Source organism: Sinomicrobium endophyticum, assembly GCF_052983315.1.
The window spans coordinates 1-17893 of the sequence record NZ_JBRKIS010000013.1 but is presented as its reverse complement, the minus strand read 5'-3'; the positions used below and the strand labels follow the sequence as shown (position 1 = coordinate 17893).

Sequence of the window (17893 nt, the reverse complement as noted above, 5' to 3'; positions counted from 1 at the left end):
GCCCGGAACACTCAGCCACCTCGTTTTGTGCTGGAACCTGGAACTTGTAACCTGGAATTTTAAACGCTGCAATTATAGTTTTTTTAATGCGTTTGTCTTATGGTTCTCCTGTAAGGTATTGACGTTCCGGGAAAATCTTTTTCAAAACAGGTATACCCCAGGGCAAACGCATTATGTGCAGCGCATTTGGTAATATGAGAAAGGGAGAATTTGATAATGTGACCTTGAGGTAAAGGAGTTTGGGAAATAAGAGGATAGGTGATGGAGTTAGATGAACGAAAATTGCAGTAATGATAGGGAGACGAGGTGGCTTCGATTACATAACGAACTGCGTTCGGGACACTCAGCCACCTTTGTTTTGGCTTGAAACCCGGGACTTGTAACCTGCCCTTCGGCTCCGCACAGTGCAACTGCAACCTGTAATTGTAACCTGCAACTTGTAACCTGCGACCTTGAACTATTTATAATTTTATGATGCGTTTGCCCTGAGGTATACCCCGGTTTACAGATGTTTTTACACTATGGATTTAATCACTTTTTATATTCTGGCCATTATCTTTATGGCTACACTGGTCCGTTCCACTTTCGGCTTTGGAGAATCTTTGGTAGCCGTGCCTCTGCTTATTCTATGGATCCCCATAGAAATTGCCGTACCTCTTTCCGTTCTCATCTCCATTACCATTGCGGCCGTTGTAGTCGTACAGGACAGAAAACAGATACACCTGAACAGCGCAAAATGGCTGATCATTTTTGCTGTTTTAGGCATCCCTATAGGTTTATTGCTGCTTGTTTACGGAAATGAGGACCTCGTCAAATCGGGGCTTGGCATACTTCTCATGGCATATGGCATATATTCCATGATGTCTGCACGGACATTCAAACTGGAATCCGACAACAAAGTATGGCTTTTTATCTGCGGCTTTTTATCCGGGGTATTTGGCGGCGCCTATGGGGTAAACGGTCCCCCGCTGGTAGTTTATGGCAATATGCGCAACTGGACAGCCAGGCATTTCAGGGCTACGCTACAGGCCTATTTTCTGCCGGCAGGTATAATGGGCATGTGCGGTTACTGGTATAAAGGACTCTGGAGTTCTACGGTAACACACTATTTTTTTATTTCGCTCCCCGTGGTTATTCCGGCTGTTTTTATGGGCCGGTATCTCAATAACCAATTAAACCGGGACGCTTTTATAAACTACATCTACCTCGGGTTAATTGCTATCGGGTTGTTATTGCTATACCAGTCCTTAATGTAATTGCACGAAAGACGAATAACCTTACTACATGACAAAATTCAATTCTACCGGATTTTCCTCAATTTTTCACCCCTGCCATTTCGGCTGTCCCGAAATATCGGGATCAATGAGCGCCTAAAGGGAGAAATTGAGGAAAATCAGACTCCCTTTAGTCCCGCTATTATCGGGAGGGGGTAAAACTGATTTTCCGAGAAACCTTGTCAAGACGATTTTTGTCATAGAACTCATTTAGACTTTTTATTTTGCGTTTTTTTAGTGTCAGGACCACGAAGCACAGGTAGTTGAAGCCTTTCCAGCTTTCGGTGGTGGTATCAAACCTGCTTCATAGTGAGCGGAAGCCGTCCATCCATGCATTGGGACGTTAGATGGCGTACCGCTGACCATAAAGTTCTTTGTCAAAATATTCGTCCCTATCCTTGTTGCCTTTACGCTTGTTGAAACAGATGTTGGCATTAATTTCCTTCTTGGAGCAAGCCTTTCGGAAATCCTTGGAATCAAAGCCCGCATCGGCGTTGAGAAACAATCCGTCAATACCAACGTTGGCCTGTTCCAAAGTACCGGTGACCACCTCAAACTGGACTTCTATATTATAGAGGTCATTGGGATTGCCTAACACCAGTTCGGACATGGCCAACGGTAAGCCCTGTCTATCGCTAAGATACAGAGCGTTGGTAGTCTTGTGTGTTCGTACCTTTCTCGGAAATGAACTAGGGCCTGTTAACACTACCAGAAAAGATGGATTTTTGAGTATATTTTTTGTCTATCGAGGCATGTTTGACGAGTTTGGTAGCGCCAAATAAGGAAAAAATAACGAAGAGAGGCAGAAAATAGGCCAAAAAGCCGCTTTGAGTGTGTAGTGTTAACAGGCCCTAATAACCATGGGCGCCTTTCGGCGCCCATGGTAGTATATATCCTTTTAAATGTTAAGCAGTAATCGCAACCTGGATAAAAGCCATACCGTAGGTTCCATACCGGATTTTGATATTGCAGTTGAAGGGACTGGACTGGGAGAAATTTCCGATGGTATAGGTCGGGGCGGGTATCTCAGCTACCGTTTTATAGGTCTGCTGGTTCGTTGAGTTGTTGATATCGAACTGGGCAGCCATTTGTCCATTGGCGGTAATGCTAACTCCTGGCGTACTTTGTGTATACATTGCATGGGCCCAATAATTCTTGGCTGTGCCGCCGCTCGTCATTTGGTCCGGCGTCGCGAAGGAGCCACCTGCAATCTGGATGGATCCGTAGGGGGCAACGGGAATAGAGGATCCGTTGGTTTGGTAGTCGCTTGCGGCAAGATTATCCAGTTGGAGCGTTACAGCCAGGGCCACGTTTGTAAAGTTTTCGATGATTACCAGCGAGGACGCAGCCGTTGGAACATAGTTTGTATCGCCGGACTCTGCCATCAGCCCCTGATATTCAGTGTCCAGCGCCCAGCCGTTGAGCCCGGCAAAGAACGCGTTCCCATCGGCCCCGCTTGCCCACACCATATTCATGAGCTGCGCGCTCAGGTTTACGCCTATATAGCTGTTCTGGGTGCCGTCAGCATTGTTGATGTACAGGGTAGAATCGTGCCACCCTTCACTAAGACGGCTGCCATAGTTACAGTGCATGGTCGCTTTTATCTGGAAGTCAGGATTGGCCGGCAACAGGACTTTAAGCACTCCTTGGCTGTATACCTTAAGCATTTCATCGGTATCCATGGCTGCCATGATTGAAGGCCAGAAAAGCGAAGACATGTTGCCATAGCCGCGGCACATATCAAAGACCGCCTGTAGCTTATAGGCATCGCCCAGGATCAGTGCTTCAATGCGTCCCAAAGCATTGCCCAATTCTTCAAATTCATCGAGCAACCCCTGCTGCAGCTCCGCGACAGTCATTTCGAAGTTATAGATATTCTGCTCGTAAGTATGCAGTTTGGTCATATCGGTTTGGGTATTGCCCGTCAGGTAACTCTGCCCGCTGGTAAAGCCGGCTGCCATGACGTTCGCAAAGCATGGAAGCACGTTTTTGACCACAAAGCCTGCATCTTTGATTTCGCCCACGCCAGCCCCGGCCAGGTTCATGCCGGTATAAAGGATGCCTTCCACAAGATCCCATATCCAACTTTTGCTTTTTTTGTGCGGCGGCACTTTCGTATTTACCGGAGCGGTAAAGGCACAGTTGGTGATCAGGTCGGCAAGCATCATGGCCTGAGCCTGGCTAAGCGAAAGATACAGTGTTGTCGCTTGCTGGAAAAGTAGTTGCACCGAAATTACGGCTGTAATTTCTTTTTGCAGCTGTTCGGCAACATCTTGCAGGATGGGGATATCAGCCGCTGTTATTGCCGAACCGTCCGGTTTTATCCTACCTGTTGCCAGGCCGACGGCGATCATATTGATTTGGGCCTGGTAGCTGCTCATGGGTGCAGTCAGGTTCTGGTACTGGGCACGGATGCCGCCGGGAAGACCTAGCTCACTGCACAAATAATTATAGGCTTTCTGCTCGTCCGCTGTTCCGGTATTGAACGCTACAGCAGGCTGTTGAAGGACAACCCGTAGTGCCCTGCCCGGTGAAAAGTCCCATACCTGGTAGGGGTTGGGCGTACCGGACTGGATCGAATTGGTACTTACAATGTAGGAAGAAGCCGGCGGTGACGAAGGGGCAGGGATGGTTAGTGCCTTGCCGCTACGCTGGTTGATGATCAGCCCATCGTTGGTTACCGTCCATAGCTGGAATGATTGGGCGCCAGGCTGGCGTGGATAGGCAACGATATTATCCATAAATGCCGGGCTTTCGATTGTGCCTCCACTGCCAAGCTCCAGAGACAACACAAGTTCGTCATTAACGTTGCTGACCAGGTAGCCGGGATATTGATAGGTCCACATCGAAAAGGTGTTATTTTCCGGGATAGCTTGTGCATTGACCGGAAAGACACCGGACTGGGCCTTATCTGCCAGAGTCAGGTAAAGACCATTGCTTCCATCGTCCGCCCTGTTACCAATGGTTGTAGATTCGCCAAAGGGCATTGCCTGCGGAACGATATACCACAGTTCGCTCGCAGTATAAGCCTGCGATTGCGATGGTGGGGCCTGCAAGGTCGTATTGTTCAGTACCTGACCGAAGCTCACACTTTCTAACGTTCCGGCAATGATTTTTTCTGCTTTACCATTAACTGTAACCGTATTGTACTGCGAATAGCCGGTAATCCATTTTTGGTTTGTATTGTCCGTACCAATCAGCGATACGCCAAGACCACCGTCCGATCCCAGGGCAGTAAGGGCTAAGCTTGGATTGGTAGCGCTCACGATAAAACCATCGATCGTCTTGCGCCAGAGTTGGTATATCGCTGCCTGTCCCGTCGGCGTGGTAGATCCCCCTTCCGGGCCGGCAAGCGTGACGCTTCCATCCGTGGTCACGCTCAGCATTGTACTCAGCGGCCCGTCTGGTGCATAGGCGGAGTTTCGGATCGTAAACCATAGGCCCTGTGGCAGATACGGAATAGGCACCCAGGTTTCGTTCGATGCGATGCTGAATCCATAAGTAATCAGGTTTGCACCAGAAGAGGCGTTACCTCCGTCCTGCACGTTGAGGTAAAAGTTGTCTCCTGATGTTCCGTTGGCGAGCATGCCGTTGGACATCAGAAACCACTGTTGGTTAAAATTAGTGTCTCCTACGTTTTGTATCGTAACATTTTGTTCGTCACCTCCTTCCGAAAGGCACATAGAAAGATTCAAGGCACTTATAATGGTACCGCCAGGAGTCATCTTCCACAACTGTGCGGCAGCGCCGGGCAGCATGGGTTCGATCACCACAGCTGTACCTGCCCCACCTGTACTCTGCGAAACCGTCATTACATACTCCGAGCGGTCATTTGCATTGTTGGGCATCTGCGTTTTAAGGTAGAACCAGTCTCCGTTCATTATAGGTGCTGCATCGATCAGGATCCAGTATTCATTATTGTCCTTGGTCTGTGTATAGGTGATCACTGCTGTCCCGGAAGCAGGTGTCCCATCTCCCTGGACACTGAGGAATAAATTGTTTGGATTTTCCCAAGTGCCGAGATTGACGCAAAACTGTCCTTCGCCCTGGTACCAGGTCTGTTCGGCGCTTGGCGTCTGGGTGCTGCTGTCAAATTTTTGCAGCGTTACCTGGCCACTGCCCGAGCTGTCTGCCGTGAGTACATAGCCGCTGTCGTTGGCGGGGCTTATTGTGCCATTCCCATTTACCGACCAGATCTGTGCGCTGCTGCCCGGAGAGAATTGGTCGATCACTACACCATTGTTGTTTGCCATTACATAAGGGTTAGCCTGTCCGTTTTCTGATCCGCTTAAGGCTGTTTGGATATAAAAACTGTTGCCAGCAATCTGGACAGGCGTTGCAGGGAACAGGAACCATTTTTCGTTATCACCGGTAGAATACTCGTAAGTGATTACGATGGTACCGGGAGACTGATTGGCCCCGTACAGGTTCAGATATACCGTGCCAATACTGCCGCTCATATTCACGGATAAATAGTTGCCATTGACCGTCCATATCTGTGCAGTGGTAAGCTGCTGATCGCTGGCAAATGGTTCGAGGGTAATCTGCACGCAGCTCGTTGGACTGGTACTCTGCGCCGTAAGTACCAGGGATGTGGTACCGGCGGGACTGATGCTGCCGTCTCCGTTGAACTGCCACATCTGTTCCGGGTTACCCGGAGTCCAGTTGTCAATGATGATACCGCTCCTTCTGGAAAGCACGGATTTAGGACCCGCATTGTTCGGATTCCCGCCGTTAATAGCGGTTTGGATGTAGAACGGCACTGAGCTCAAAATGGCTGTACCGCTTTGGCTGAAATTTTGATTGCTCATCGTTTGTGCTCCAGGCATCATTTCAGGGGAGGGGGAGTTATCCATAATTTACTTTGGTTTAAACAGGTTAATTTCTGCTAAAGATAAAAACTATCGCCTTACATATTGAAGTGGTTTAAGCTTTTTTCTTGCTTCTCTTTTTGAATTTTTCCAAAGCTATAACAATGAATGATAAATAGTTGCCCCCTTTCCACCTTTCGATGGTGGTAGACTGCTTGCCAGCTAAGGGACACTCCCGAGAAAAGAGCCTTTACAGGCAATTGGTTCCATTGCACCCCGGTCTTGAGCTTGTAGAGGATCGCATTGACGATCTCTACAAGGGGAACTGTCGGAGGGAATCCTCTTTTTGTTCTCGGGATCAATGGGACAATTTCAATTTCTATCATATCTTTGTCAAGTACACTGTACATAAAGGGTTGTTTGGGTGTTATTTATGTTTCGAAACACAAAGATCTACAACCCTTTCTTTTAGGGCCTGTTAACACTACCAGAAAAGATGGATTTTTGAGTATATTTTTTGTCTATCGAGGCATGTTTGACGAGTTTGGCAGCGCCAAATAAGGAAAAAATAACGAAGAGAGGCAGAAAATAGGCCAAAAAGCCGCTTTGAGTGTGTAGTATTAACAGGCCCTAATTCAAAAAAAGTTTAAATCACTTCATATACTAAAAACAAATAACTAAAAAAGATAGTACGTTTTTTGTCCGTATCCATAATAATGCTCTTGTTTTACCAAAATAAAACCCTCTCGAAAAGCGCGAAAAGAAAAAATATTTCCGAAAGCGTACTGCCCTGTTTTTGAGGTATGGAGCGGCTTCACCGGGTATTTTTTCCATCCGGAATCTACCGCTCAAGAGAAATAAAGCCAATTAAGTTTGTTGAAACCCAAATAATTAACATACCTTTGCCTAATAATTTTTTTTAAAATGAATAAAGGAAGAGTAAAGTTTTTTAATGACACCAAAGGTTTTGGTTTCATAACACCGGATGACGGTGGAGAAGATGTATTTGTACATGCATCAGGATTGAACGACAACGTACGCGAAAACGACGAAGTTAGCTACGATGTGGAACGAGGCAAAAAAGGTCTTAATGCAGTAAATGTTACAGTGATATAATTGTCCTTGTCATATTATTGTTAGGCTGCCCCCAACCAGGGCGGCTTTTTTTTTGCTTTTATCCGGCGTTTCTTACCCGGTATGGCAGTAGTCGCCGGGCCAGGTATTCGGTCGTAACAATCATTATTCCGGATTATCCTTCTCTGTAAATATCCTTCAAAAACAAGGATATCACCACGCAACAAATCCCCCTGGGTTCCTACTACAAAGCATGCAGGTGTATCGATATCTTTAATCATTTGCCTATCCGTTCCCAAAAAATATAAAATCCGGAGAACCACAGTGAAATGGCGGATTTTTAACCTTTAAAAGGACAATAAACCAATCAAAAACATACTGAAAAACAAATAATTAAGCTACCTTTGAGGTGATAAATTTTTTAAAATGGATAAAGGAACAGTTAAATTTTTTAATGAATCCAGGGGTTATGGCTTCATTACACCCGACGATGGTGGAAAAGATGTATTTGTACATACATCAGGACTGAACAGCCGCATCCGTGACAATGACAAAGTTACGTATAGTGTGGAACAAGGCCAGAAAGGCCTTACAGCAGTAAATGTTACAGCGATATAATATATCCTTATCATATTATTGTAAAGCCACCTCTTGCCGGGGTGGTTTTTTTACGTTTCCATTTTCGCCCCGCTCCGGGCGGCGGGAGTCCGAAAGAAATCTAACATTTTAGCATTAGGAACCCTGAAAAATAAGACGTAGCTTGCTCCGTAACAAAATATAGTCGGGCGGTCTTCATTTTTAATATCTTTCGGATCTTTCTTTGAATGCTTTTCTTTTCTGTATTTTACATGGCAACAGTATCCCTGATTTTCAGATCCTGCCCCGGAAATGGATGTAACAACAAGGATTATATCGGTATTTCTTCCGTGTACTCCTGCCTGTCCCGGAAAACGGAAGTACTGCTCCATTGTAAATGACAAAAGGTAAAAACTGTCTTCGGCTCTAAAAAACATCGGTAAACATGAATACCCCGAGATTTTCGACAAACCGGCATTCCGATTTTTCCAAGACGTTAAGAAGCAGGATAAATGCCTATTTCAAAACCAACAATATCAGCAAACACGCCAATAAAAGCATGGTGAGTAAAACCTTTGTTATGCTTTTTGCGTTCTTTACGCCCCTCATACTAATCAATACCGGCATAATACATCATACCCTACTGCTTTTCACGCTCTATATAATAAGCGGCCTGGGTATGGCCGGAATAGGCATGGGCATTATGCACGATGCCATTCACGGTTCGTATTCCAGAAACCGTAAAGTAAACAAATACCTGGGATATACGATGAACCTCATCGGGGCCAATGCCACCGTATGGAAAATACAGCACAACGTGCTACATCACACCTATACCAATATTCAGCAGGCCGATGACGATATCAATGTACCGTTCTTTCTGCGTTTTTCGCCTCATGCCAGCAAACACCGGGTCCAAAAATTCCAGCACATCTATGTATGGTTCTTCTACAGCATTTCTACCCTGATGTGGATAACGGCAAAGGACTTTATAAGGCTCCATCGCTATAAAAAAATGGGTTTCCTGGACAAAAAAGGCGAATATAAAAAGGAACTGCTGAATCTTATCGGCTGGAAGTTACTCTATTACAGCTATGCGCTGGCACTACCGCTTGTTATAGTGCCTTTATCTCCCGGAATAATTATACTGGCCTTCTTAGGCATGCACATGGTTACCGGCCTCTGCATAAGCAGTGTATTCCAGGTGGCCCATATTATGCCCGCCACCGAGTATCCGCTGGCCGACAGAGATGGTATTATCGAAAACGACTGGTTTATGCACCAGCTCGCTACCACCAGTAATTTTTCTCCCCGAAGCCGGTTCTTTTCCTGGTTGATAGGGGGCCTTAATTACCAGGTAGAACATCATTTACTGCCCAATATATGCCATATTCATTACAGGAAAATATCGCATATAGTTATGCAAACAGCACAAGAATACGGCCTTCCGTACCACATGAAAAAAACCTTTGTCTCTGCCGTGGCCGATCATACACGTATGCTGCGACAATTGGGAAAAACAGAGATAGTACCTGTTTCTTCCTAATCTTACGTACCTCAATCAAAATAATAGTAAAGAAACAGGGGGGCGTTCCCGGGGCACCACAAACCTTAATAAAATAGTAAAGTCTGTTTTAGCTGTAATTACCATAAAATATATATATTTGGACCTATGGGAATTTCTGTAAAAGAGGCATTTATAGGTATTGGAGTAGTGCTTTGCTATTTCTGCTTCCCTCGTATCTCTTATGCCGATACATTGGTAAAGAGTCCTCCAAAGAACCTGAAAATTCGAATACTAGAGAAAAAGGACATCGAGACCTTACTTTTTTTCCATTCTTTAAAAAACCAAAAAAGTCCTGAAAACTGGGGAAAACGCAAAAACGGATCCAACACATATATCGTTTCGAAAAAATCACCTCAGCTTCTCTCTTCCCCCCTCTGCGATACTCCGAACACGGAGGATTTTCAGGATATAAGCTATAGGATCACCATGCTGCTTTATCCTCACCACATTTTCTGGTGAATCTCCTTCTCCAACACCAGGTAAACAACTTATTATAAACCTGCTGTATATTCTTCCCACGTTGGGGACAACAACAGGCGTATGCCTTTTAAAAACAAAAAATCAGGCCGTATATAGTATTCAGATTTTTATATCATTTAGCCAAATGTATCTGTTGATAGCGATATTTGCTTTCGGGTTGCTTATCCTCATATTCGGAGCCCATGCCCTGGTGGAAGGAGCTTCTGCCCTGGCCCGAAGATTCCGTGTTCCGGATATTCTTATCGGGCTTACTATTGTTGCTTTCGGTACCTCAGCACCGGAGCTGGTAGTCAACGTCATGGCTGCCTCCAAGGGTTTTGACGATATCGTATATGGCAATATCATTGGCAGTAACAATTTTAACCTGTTTATCATACTTGGTATTTGTGGTCTTATCCGGCCATTATCAGTAACGTCAAACACGGCATTAAAAGAGATCCCCTTTTCGCTTATTCTTACCGCAGTACTGTTATTCCTCGTAAATGACCGTTTACTGTACGGCAGTGCAGAAAACTCCCTGGTGAGATGGGAAGGAGTGTTGTTGCTTCTCGTATTCTCCGGCTTCCTATTCTACATCTACAAACAACTGATGTCAGCCCGGGAAGATGATATTGTGGAGGTAAAAACAAACTTCTCGACAGGCAGGATAGTGCTATACCTCATTTTAGGACTCGCCGGATTGATTTTCGGCGGACAACTGGTGGTTACACAAGCCAGGGAAATAGCACAATCATTAGGGGTAAGTGATAAGATCATCAGCCTCACCATCGTAGCCGCAGGCACTTCACTACCGGAACTGGCCACCTCCGTCGTATCGGTATACAAACGAAACATAGACCTGGCTGTGGGAAATGTGGTTGGCTCCAATATCTTCAACCTGTTATTGATCCTCGGTACATCAGCCCTCATATCGCCCATAAACTATCATACGGATTTTAACACGGAAGTTTATATCCTGGCCGGAGGGTCCACATTTTTGTTCCTGGCCATGTTTACCGGAAAAAGGAAAAAAGTAGATCGTTGGGAAGCTATTGTACTCCTGGTTTTCTATGTTTCGTATATGGCTTACCTGGTACATAAAACCTTGTAAAACCAAAATAATCAGAAAAAAACTGCTATTAGAAATACATGTTTATCAATTAGTAGTGATACGTTAATTTTCAGTCCGTCCTTCCATAGTACTAATATAACTGGTCTTAAGCATGTTTTTTTTGATTTGAATTTACCTTTGTGAACTTCGTGTAAATCTTCGTGCTCTCTGTGGTTAAATATCAGCCACAAAGCGATGTCCTGAGCGATGCCGAAAGAGGCTCCAAGTATGCACAAAGAACACGAAGTTGACCTGTTATCAAAATTTAATGCATCCGTACTATTTATCACTATAGAAAAATATCCTTTTAATAAGATCTTTACTTTTATTCATTAGGGCCTGTTAACACTACCAGAAAAGATGGATTTTTGAGTATATTTTTTGTCTATCGAGGCATGTTTGACGAGTTTGGTAGCGCCAAATAAGGAAAAAATAACGAAGAGAGGCAGAAAATAGGCCAAAAAACCGCTTTGAGTGTGTAGTGTTAACAGGCCCTAGTATTCTCGCCGGAAAAACATCCTACCGTTTCGGGGTTCCCTCCTTGGTGTTGTTTTTGTCCGTTGAAATGATGTTCAGAACAGAAGAAAGTAAAATCCCTGAAGGGAACGCTGATATCCGAAGAGGTAAAATTGATCATCCGGGAAATCCCCATTGATAAGGGCAACTCGTATGCAGATGTCGGCTTTCCGAAAGGAGCCATTATTGTCATAATTATGAGAGACAACCAATTTTGATGCGGGATAGAAGTACCGTACTGAAAGAAAATGATACGCTGGTGGTACTGGGGGAAATAAAAAGTGCCTGGAAGCCGTATCTATGAGGTGAGAAAAAAACAGGACCGAACGGCCAATGGTAATTTTTAGTAAAGGGGCCAGGTGGCGCGGCGACAATAAAAGATCATTTTCCAGCCTCCCGATCCCGATAGTCGAGATTACCGGGATGGTAAAAGTTTAAACGACGAGTTCATTATATAAAAACGTAAATCATGCAGAAATATCTACTGGATAAGGCCTTATCCCCGGTTCATAAATTTATTCATTTCGAGCATTCGGGCGGTATTATCCTTTTAATCGCAGTTATTGTTGCACTTATACTTATCAATTCTCCCTTTCAACACGCATACGGCAAATTCTGAGAAACCCCTCTGGATATAGAATTCGGTAATCGTCATCTCGATTATACGCTGCATGAATGGGTGAATGACGGACTGACCTCTACCGACGGATGGGGTATTCCTATGGCTACCGATATTGTATTTACACTGGCCCTTCTGGAGATAATCCGTAAGCGGGTTCCCCTTGCTGCAAAGGTCTTTTTAGTGGCCCTGGTTACGGTGGACGACCTGGGAGCCGTGGTAGTAATCGGGCTTTTTTACAGTTCAAATCTTTCCTGTTTAACCTCTCTATTGGATTGAATTCCCCTTTACCTTGCAAATACTTCCTTCGGCAAACAAGGCTTTTTAGTTGAAAACTCCCGGTTAGTTTAATTCGTTTGCCAAGTTTTAAGTCTGGAAAAATCTGTTTTTTGGATTCGTACAAATATCATACATTGTTCGTACTTTCTAAGATTCTCCGGTACAACATATGTCAGGTTTGATCAGCTCTCTCCGAAACTTCCAACTCCGTAACTATCATCAGAACGGAACTCTTATTATGCTAATTAACTAAGAGACAGTCTAAGACTTTTGTATAGCCTGTAACATCCGGTTTTATCAGATTACGGGTTCCCGCATAATAAGCCCGAAACGGTATTGTACTTTTGATTTTCAAAACGGACACATCCGAAAAATCAAAGTAAACCGTATTCGTCATGGAACTTTTTAACCAACTAAAGGCACTGGCCGACAAAGTAGAACAGCTCAAAAACCTGATCGAAACCGAAGAATCTACAAAACACGCATTTACCCTGCCGTTTATCAGTATTCTCGGGTACGACGCTTTTAATCCTACCGAGGTAATCCCCGAATTCACTGCCGACCTGGGCCTGAAAAAAGGAGAAAAAGTAGATTATGCCATTTTCCAGAACGGCGTACCTATCCTCATTGTGGAGTGCAAACACTGGAAACAGGATCTCAATGTCCACAACTCCCAGCTATTCCGTTATTTTCACGTTACCAAAACCCGGTTTGCCCTGCTTACCAACGGTATTACCTACCTTTTTTATACGGACCTGGAGGAAACCAACAAAATGGACAACCGGCCGTTCCTGGAATTTGACATCACCAAGCTCAAGGAACATACGGTGAAAGAAATCGAAAAATTCCACAAATCGAAATTTGACGTTTCCAAGATCGTCAATAACGCCAGCAACCTGAAATATACCCGGGAGATAAAGGCGCTTATAGACCACGAAATCCACACCCCTTCCCCCGATTTTGTAAAATTATTTGCCGGGAAAGCATATCACGGCAGGCTCACTGCCGGCGTTATGGAAGAGTTCACCGAAATTGTGAACAAAGCCTTTAACCAGATTATCAGCGACAAAGTGAATGACCGGCTGAATGCCGCCTTAAACAAAGAAGAGGAAAAACAGAAGGCAACAGAAACAGATGCAGAAGAGCCCAGCAAAATAGAAACCACCAAAGAGGAACTGGACGGTTATCGTATTGTCCTGGCCATTCTGCGGCGAAAACTACCCGTCAATCGTATCGTTTACCGCGATACGCAATCCTATTTCGGCATACTTCTGGACGACAATAACCGCAAACCCCTATGCCGACTGCACCTCAACCGTATCACCAAGTACATAGGCCTGTTCGATGAGAACAAGAACGAAACCAGGGAAATCATAGAATCTATTGACGATATCTATAGGTATGAAGAACAGTTACTGGAGACCGTGGGGTATTATGAAGAGGAATAACATCTGGCCCTATTCCGGCATTCCCCCGTATTTTCAGTGATTATACTCACCAATTATACCTTTTTTTGGTGATCGTATTCACCAAATATTCCATGTATATCCTATCTAATGACCGAACAAACGCCTTTTACCTATAAAAATACGAAGGGGCCATTGCCTCGCAGCGTGATTCCGGACTTAAATACAAAACGTATTACCGGCCCGGTACAGCGCCCGGTAACCGCTCTTTTCCATACCTGGTATCCCGGCAGAAAACACCTCCATGGCAATAAAACAACAAAAGGTTTTGCCCCGGCTTAAACTGGAACGGATATTGATATAGCGGTTAAAAACCAACATGGATGAAAACCCTTTACTTATCCCTCGTTTTATTACTTACCGTATCAAACATCTTTGCGGATTGTGCAGGAAGTGCCATGCAATTTTTTCCCGGCCCGAAAAACACAAGCCCGGACTCCATGTTTATTATCGAAGGTTATGGCTACAGCCAGCAAATCGTAAAGGATCTTGAAAAACATCCCATATACCTGGAAAGTGATTCCGGGGAAACGGTTCTTCTGGAACTTTGTGAAATATTCCCGGGCGGGATGGAGGTTACCCAGGCCATACTCCAACCCGTAAAACCCCTGCAACCCAATACAACCTATTATCTGAAATATCCTAATCTCAAAACACAACAAAAAAATGAGATGACGCGATGGAACCCGGAAACCGGGGAAAATGAAAAGGTGTATTGGACAACCTCCTCTTCGGCTATTCCGAAAACTGCCGCAAGCAATATTCGCATCCGCCACGATAAAAACGAATACCATGAGTACGGATGCGGGCCTTCGGCCTATGCCGTTTTTGAAGTGTCCGGTACACAAGACGGGGAAACCTGGTTTAAAACCGAAGTAACGGAATTATCCACCGGGCAAAAAACAGCATATTACCTAATGCCGGCAGAAGGTAAACTCTATGTAGGGCACGGCATGTGCGACGGGCCGTTTACTTTTAAGAATTCCGGGAAATACCAGGTGTGTTTTACCCCGGTAAATCCGGACGGAACACCAGGCAAAACAACAAAAAAGATGACATTCGCAAGTCCGCATGAAAATAGCGATGGACTTTTCGGTTTTTAGATATAACTCCCTCTCCAAAAAAAACGTCCCGATGAAATACACACTATCTTTTATAGCTATCATCCTTTTAATTACCGGTTGTACTGAAAAACAACCCGCTTTGGAATATGAAAAAGCCGTGCTGTACGAAATCTTTCCGGCCTGGATCGATTCTGTTTATCCTACACCTTATTCTCATGCATTACCTCCGCCTCCCCCACCACCGCCTGCGCCGCAAGGCCAACATCAATGGAGCACGGATACTATGGCTATTGCCGAATCTACACCTATCCAAAACAGGAAATGGGTCATTGCCATTCAGGATTCCGTTCTTCCCCTGAAACCGTCGGACCGGGAGGATTTTGAAGATTTTTTCTCAATTACCGGCCTCGTCCCGGATACCACGGATATTTCTTATAGATATAAAATAGACCTCAACAAATTAAAAACCGAAAAAGATATTACTTTTATATACCGTTCCGAATCCGAAAATGCAGATATCATCTCTCTTTCCCGGATACAGTTCGATACCACCGGCTCCTATGGTGTATTCTGGGGTGAAGTCTATTGCGGACGTTTGTGCGCCGAAGGTATCCGGGTCAGTATCCGCAAGGTAAACGGCCGGTGGGTGATTCACGATATGGAGGTGTTATATGTCTCCTGAAAAGTGATCGTCGCATCACTCAAAAACCTGTTTTGCCACCGCCTGTCCCGACCAAATCGGGAGATACACGGATAATATTTAGAGCATAAACCCTGTTATGAATCGGTTACAAAAAGATAAATATAAACTCAATACAAAACGATCTATGAAAAAATACTGTTTCTTCCCGTTATTACTTACCATAGTGAGTATTGGTTTTGCACAGACCAAAAACTTTATCGATACCCCTTACCTTGAAACGTCGGCCACGGCAGATACCCTGGTCATGCCCGATCGCATTTTTCTTTCCATCACAATTACCGAAAGTGATACCAAAGGAAAGCGCTCTGTAGAAGAAATGGAAGCAGCAATGGTCCGAAAACTGGAATCTCTGTCCATTGATGTGAAAAAGCAACTCACGCTCTCCGATCTGTCCAGTAATTTTCAAAATTATTTTCTTCGTAAACAGGATGTACAGAAATCCAAGACCTACGAACTCCTGGTCCATGATGCCCGGACTGCCGGGCAGGTTGCAGGTGCCCTGGAAGAAGCCGGAATATCCAATATTTTTCTGGGTAAAACAGAATACTCCGGAATGGAATCTTTAGAACTCATCCTGCGTTCCGCTGCCATACTCCGGGCACAACAACAAGCAGAGGCCATGACAAAACCCCTGAAGCAATCCCTCGGAAAAGCTATTTATATTTCGGACACCAATACCCGAATCGTCAATGCGCTCCAGGGACAGGTTTCCGGGCTTTTCCTGAAAAAAGAAATGCAAGACGATTATGCTCCCGCCCCGATTGCCTTCGAAAAAATCAAGGTGGAAAGTGAAGTCCGGGTAAAATTTTCTTTGGAATAACTAAACCATATCGGATTTGAAATCCATAAGTTTATAACAGGCCTTAAGTATGTTTTTTGTTTTTTTATTTGAATTTACCTTTGTGAACTTCGTGTAAATCTTCGTGCTCTCTGTGGTTAAATATCAGCCACAAAGCGATGTCCTAGCGATGCCGAAGGAGGCTCCAAGTATACACAAAGAACACGAAGTTGACCTGTTATCAAAATTTAATGTATCAGTACTAAAGACCAAATGAAAAAAATCCTGGGTATCTTCCTTCTCATAACCTGTTGTTCCTCATCTCCCGGTTTCGGCGGCGGGGATCAAACAAAATATATTTTTTTCCTGCATAACCGGTTCCCAGAAGAGCACGATCTCCGGGAATCTCATCCGGAATATGGCCGTACGGAATACCATGCTATCCTGAACGTTTTTAAAAGTCATGATTTTAAAGTCATCAGTGAAATAAGACAGGGAAACGTCAATGCCCGGGAATATGCCCAAAACGTGTGCAGGCAGGTAGACAGTTTACTGGACATGCAGATAAAACCGTCCGATATAACCGTCATAGGCACTTCAAAAGGGGGGTATATTGCCCAGTACGTCTCTACCTTTATGCAAAATCCGGCTCTCCATTTTGTTTTTGTCGCCTGTTTCACGGAAAATGACCTGCAGAACATCCCGGAAATCAATTATTGCGGTAACATCCTGACTATTTATGAAAAAACCGATCCGTTCGGGGTCTCTGCTATAAAACGTAAAGAAGCCTCTACCTGCAATATCAAGAATTTCAAAGAAATAGAATTAAACACCGGGCTGCGACACGGCTTTTTATTTAAGCCCCTTAAAGCATGGATGGACCCTGCCATGCAATGGGCAAAAGGTAATTATACCCTGAACTGAAGTGGCACCCCGGGGCAAACGCATTATATAGGACAGCAGCGGTAATTGGTAATCTGCAAGCGGTAACCGTGTTACAGTTCGGGGTTGAGGAGTCCCGATATATCGGGATGGAGTTGGGGGGATTATTTCTTTGTTCCAGGTTTCAGGTTCCAAGTTGCAAGTTGCAAGTTCCAGGTTTCAGGTTTCAGGTTTCAGGTTTCAGGTTTCAGGTTTCAGGTTTCAGGTTCCAGGTTCCAGGTTTCAGGTTCCAGGTTCCAGGTTCCAGGTTCCAGGTTCCAGGCTTCAGGCTTCAGGCTCCACAAAGCGAGGTGGCTGAGTGTCCCGGCTCTGCCGGGATGTATTGAAGCCAGGTTTCACTTTGACTAAGCCTAACATAGGTTGCCTTTTTTCTTAAACTTAATGTATAATGAAAAAAGGACAAGAACACAGAGTGTTTGATTTAGGCCTCAAATTGCAATTAGTCAAGCAGATTGAAAAGGGAGAACTCCGGGTTCGTGATGTTAGCCAGCTTTATCAGGTAAGTACCACGGCGGTATATAAATGGTTACGTAAATATTCCGATCTTTACGTGAGTAATACACGAATGATAGTGGAAAGTAAAAGTTTATCAAAGAAGCAAAAAGAGCAGGCAGAGCGCATTAAGGAGCTGGAACGGGCTTTGGGTCAAAAGCA

At 44.6% G+C, this 17893-nt stretch carries 18 protein-coding genes; 15 read left to right on the top strand and 3 right to left on the bottom strand.

Annotated elements, in window-relative coordinates; all coding sequences use genetic code 11:
* Both ACVBDU_RS03860 and ACVBDU_RS03855 read left to right on the top strand, forming a co-directional pair.
* On the top strand, window positions 1–193 hold a 193-nt coding region (locus ACVBDU_RS03860), incomplete at its 5' end, for a hypothetical protein (protein WP_447178464.1).
* A gap of 328 nt (window positions 194–521) precedes the next feature.
* Window positions 522–1256 carry a sulfite exporter TauE/SafE family protein gene (locus tag ACVBDU_RS03855; protein WP_447178463.1) on the top strand — a complete coding sequence of 245 codons (735 nt, stop codon included), beginning with the start codon at window positions 522–524 and terminating at the stop codon, window positions 1254–1256.
* Between the two features lie 361 nt (window positions 1257–1617).
* Here the strand turns inward: ACVBDU_RS03855 and ACVBDU_RS03850 are convergent, their stop codons facing one another.
* From ACVBDU_RS03850 to ACVBDU_RS03840, 3 genes are all read right to left on the bottom strand, one after another.
* Window positions 1618–1980: a hypothetical protein gene (locus ACVBDU_RS03850; protein ID WP_447178462.1), complete on the bottom strand. Its 363-nt coding sequence runs from the start codon at window positions 1978–1980 to the stop codon at window positions 1618–1620.
* Between the two features lie 199 nt (window positions 1981–2179).
* Window positions 2180–6130 (bottom strand): hypothetical protein, encoded by a 3951-nt coding sequence (locus ACVBDU_RS03845; protein ID WP_447178461.1) that lies wholly within the window; start codon window positions 6128–6130, stop codon window positions 2180–2182.
* A 53-nt stretch (window positions 6131–6183) separates the two neighbouring features.
* Window positions 6184–6495, bottom strand: a complete 312-nt coding sequence (locus tag ACVBDU_RS03840; RefSeq protein ID WP_447178460.1) for a transposase — start codon at window positions 6493–6495, stop codon at window positions 6184–6186.
* 514 nt (window positions 6496–7009) lie between these two features.
* On the opposite strand from ACVBDU_RS03840, the gene ACVBDU_RS03835 reads away from it, so the two are divergent.
* From ACVBDU_RS03835 to ACVBDU_RS03775, 13 genes are all read left to right on the top strand, one after another.
* On the top strand, window positions 7010–7201 hold the full coding sequence (locus ACVBDU_RS03835; protein WP_447178459.1) for a cold-shock protein: 192 nt from the start codon (window positions 7010–7012) through the stop codon (window positions 7199–7201).
* Window positions 7202–7585: 384 nt separating this feature from the next.
* Entirely contained in the window at window positions 7586–7777 is a 192-nt protein-coding gene (locus ACVBDU_RS03830; RefSeq protein WP_447176536.1) for a cold-shock protein, read from the top strand.
* Between the two features lie 403 nt (window positions 7778–8180).
* Window positions 8181–9281 (top strand): fatty acid desaturase family protein, encoded by a 1101-nt coding sequence (locus tag ACVBDU_RS03825; RefSeq protein WP_447178458.1) that lies wholly within the window; start codon window positions 8181–8183, stop codon window positions 9279–9281.
* 126 nt (window positions 9282–9407) lie between these two features.
* A complete protein-coding gene (locus ACVBDU_RS03820; protein WP_447178457.1) occupies window positions 9408–9761 on the top strand; it encodes a hypothetical protein in 354 nt (117 codons plus the stop codon).
* A 145-nt stretch (window positions 9762–9906) separates the two neighbouring features.
* The gene (locus tag ACVBDU_RS03815) at window positions 9907–10872 is read left to right on the top strand and encodes a calcium/sodium antiporter (protein WP_447178456.1); all 966 of its coding nucleotides are present in this window, start codon (window positions 9907–9909) and stop codon (window positions 10870–10872) included.
* A gap of 985 nt (window positions 10873–11857) precedes the next feature.
* Window positions 11858–12007: a Na+/H+ antiporter NhaA gene (locus ACVBDU_RS03810; protein ID WP_447178455.1), complete on the top strand. Its 150-nt coding sequence runs from the start codon at window positions 11858–11860 to the stop codon at window positions 12005–12007.
* 60 nt (window positions 12008–12067) lie between these two features.
* On the top strand, window positions 12068–12286 hold the full coding sequence (locus ACVBDU_RS03805) for a Na+/H+ antiporter NhaA (protein WP_447178454.1): 219 nt from the start codon (window positions 12068–12070) through the stop codon (window positions 12284–12286).
* Between the two features lie 395 nt (window positions 12287–12681).
* A complete protein-coding gene (locus tag ACVBDU_RS03800; protein WP_447178453.1) occupies window positions 12682–13734 on the top strand; it encodes a type I restriction endonuclease in 1053 nt (350 codons plus the stop codon).
* 341 nt (window positions 13735–14075) lie between these two features.
* Window positions 14076–14855 (top strand): hypothetical protein, encoded by a 780-nt coding sequence (locus tag ACVBDU_RS03795; protein ID WP_447178452.1) that lies wholly within the window; start codon window positions 14076–14078, stop codon window positions 14853–14855.
* 31 nt (window positions 14856–14886) lie between these two features.
* Window positions 14887–15498 carry a hypothetical protein gene (locus ACVBDU_RS03790; RefSeq protein ID WP_447178451.1) on the top strand — a complete coding sequence of 204 codons (612 nt, stop codon included), beginning with the start codon at window positions 14887–14889 and terminating at the stop codon, window positions 15496–15498.
* 145 nt (window positions 15499–15643) lie between these two features.
* Window positions 15644–16339 (top strand): SIMPL domain-containing protein, encoded by a 696-nt coding sequence (locus tag ACVBDU_RS03785; RefSeq protein WP_447178450.1) that lies wholly within the window; start codon window positions 15644–15646, stop codon window positions 16337–16339.
* Window positions 16340–16570: 231 nt separating this feature from the next.
* Window positions 16571–17221: an alpha/beta hydrolase gene (locus ACVBDU_RS03780; RefSeq protein WP_447178449.1), complete on the top strand. Its 651-nt coding sequence runs from the start codon at window positions 16571–16573 to the stop codon at window positions 17219–17221.
* Between the two features lie 406 nt (window positions 17222–17627).
* Window positions 17628–17893 (top strand): transposase (locus tag ACVBDU_RS03775; protein ID WP_447178008.1); only part of this gene is annotated, 266 nt, incomplete at its 3' end.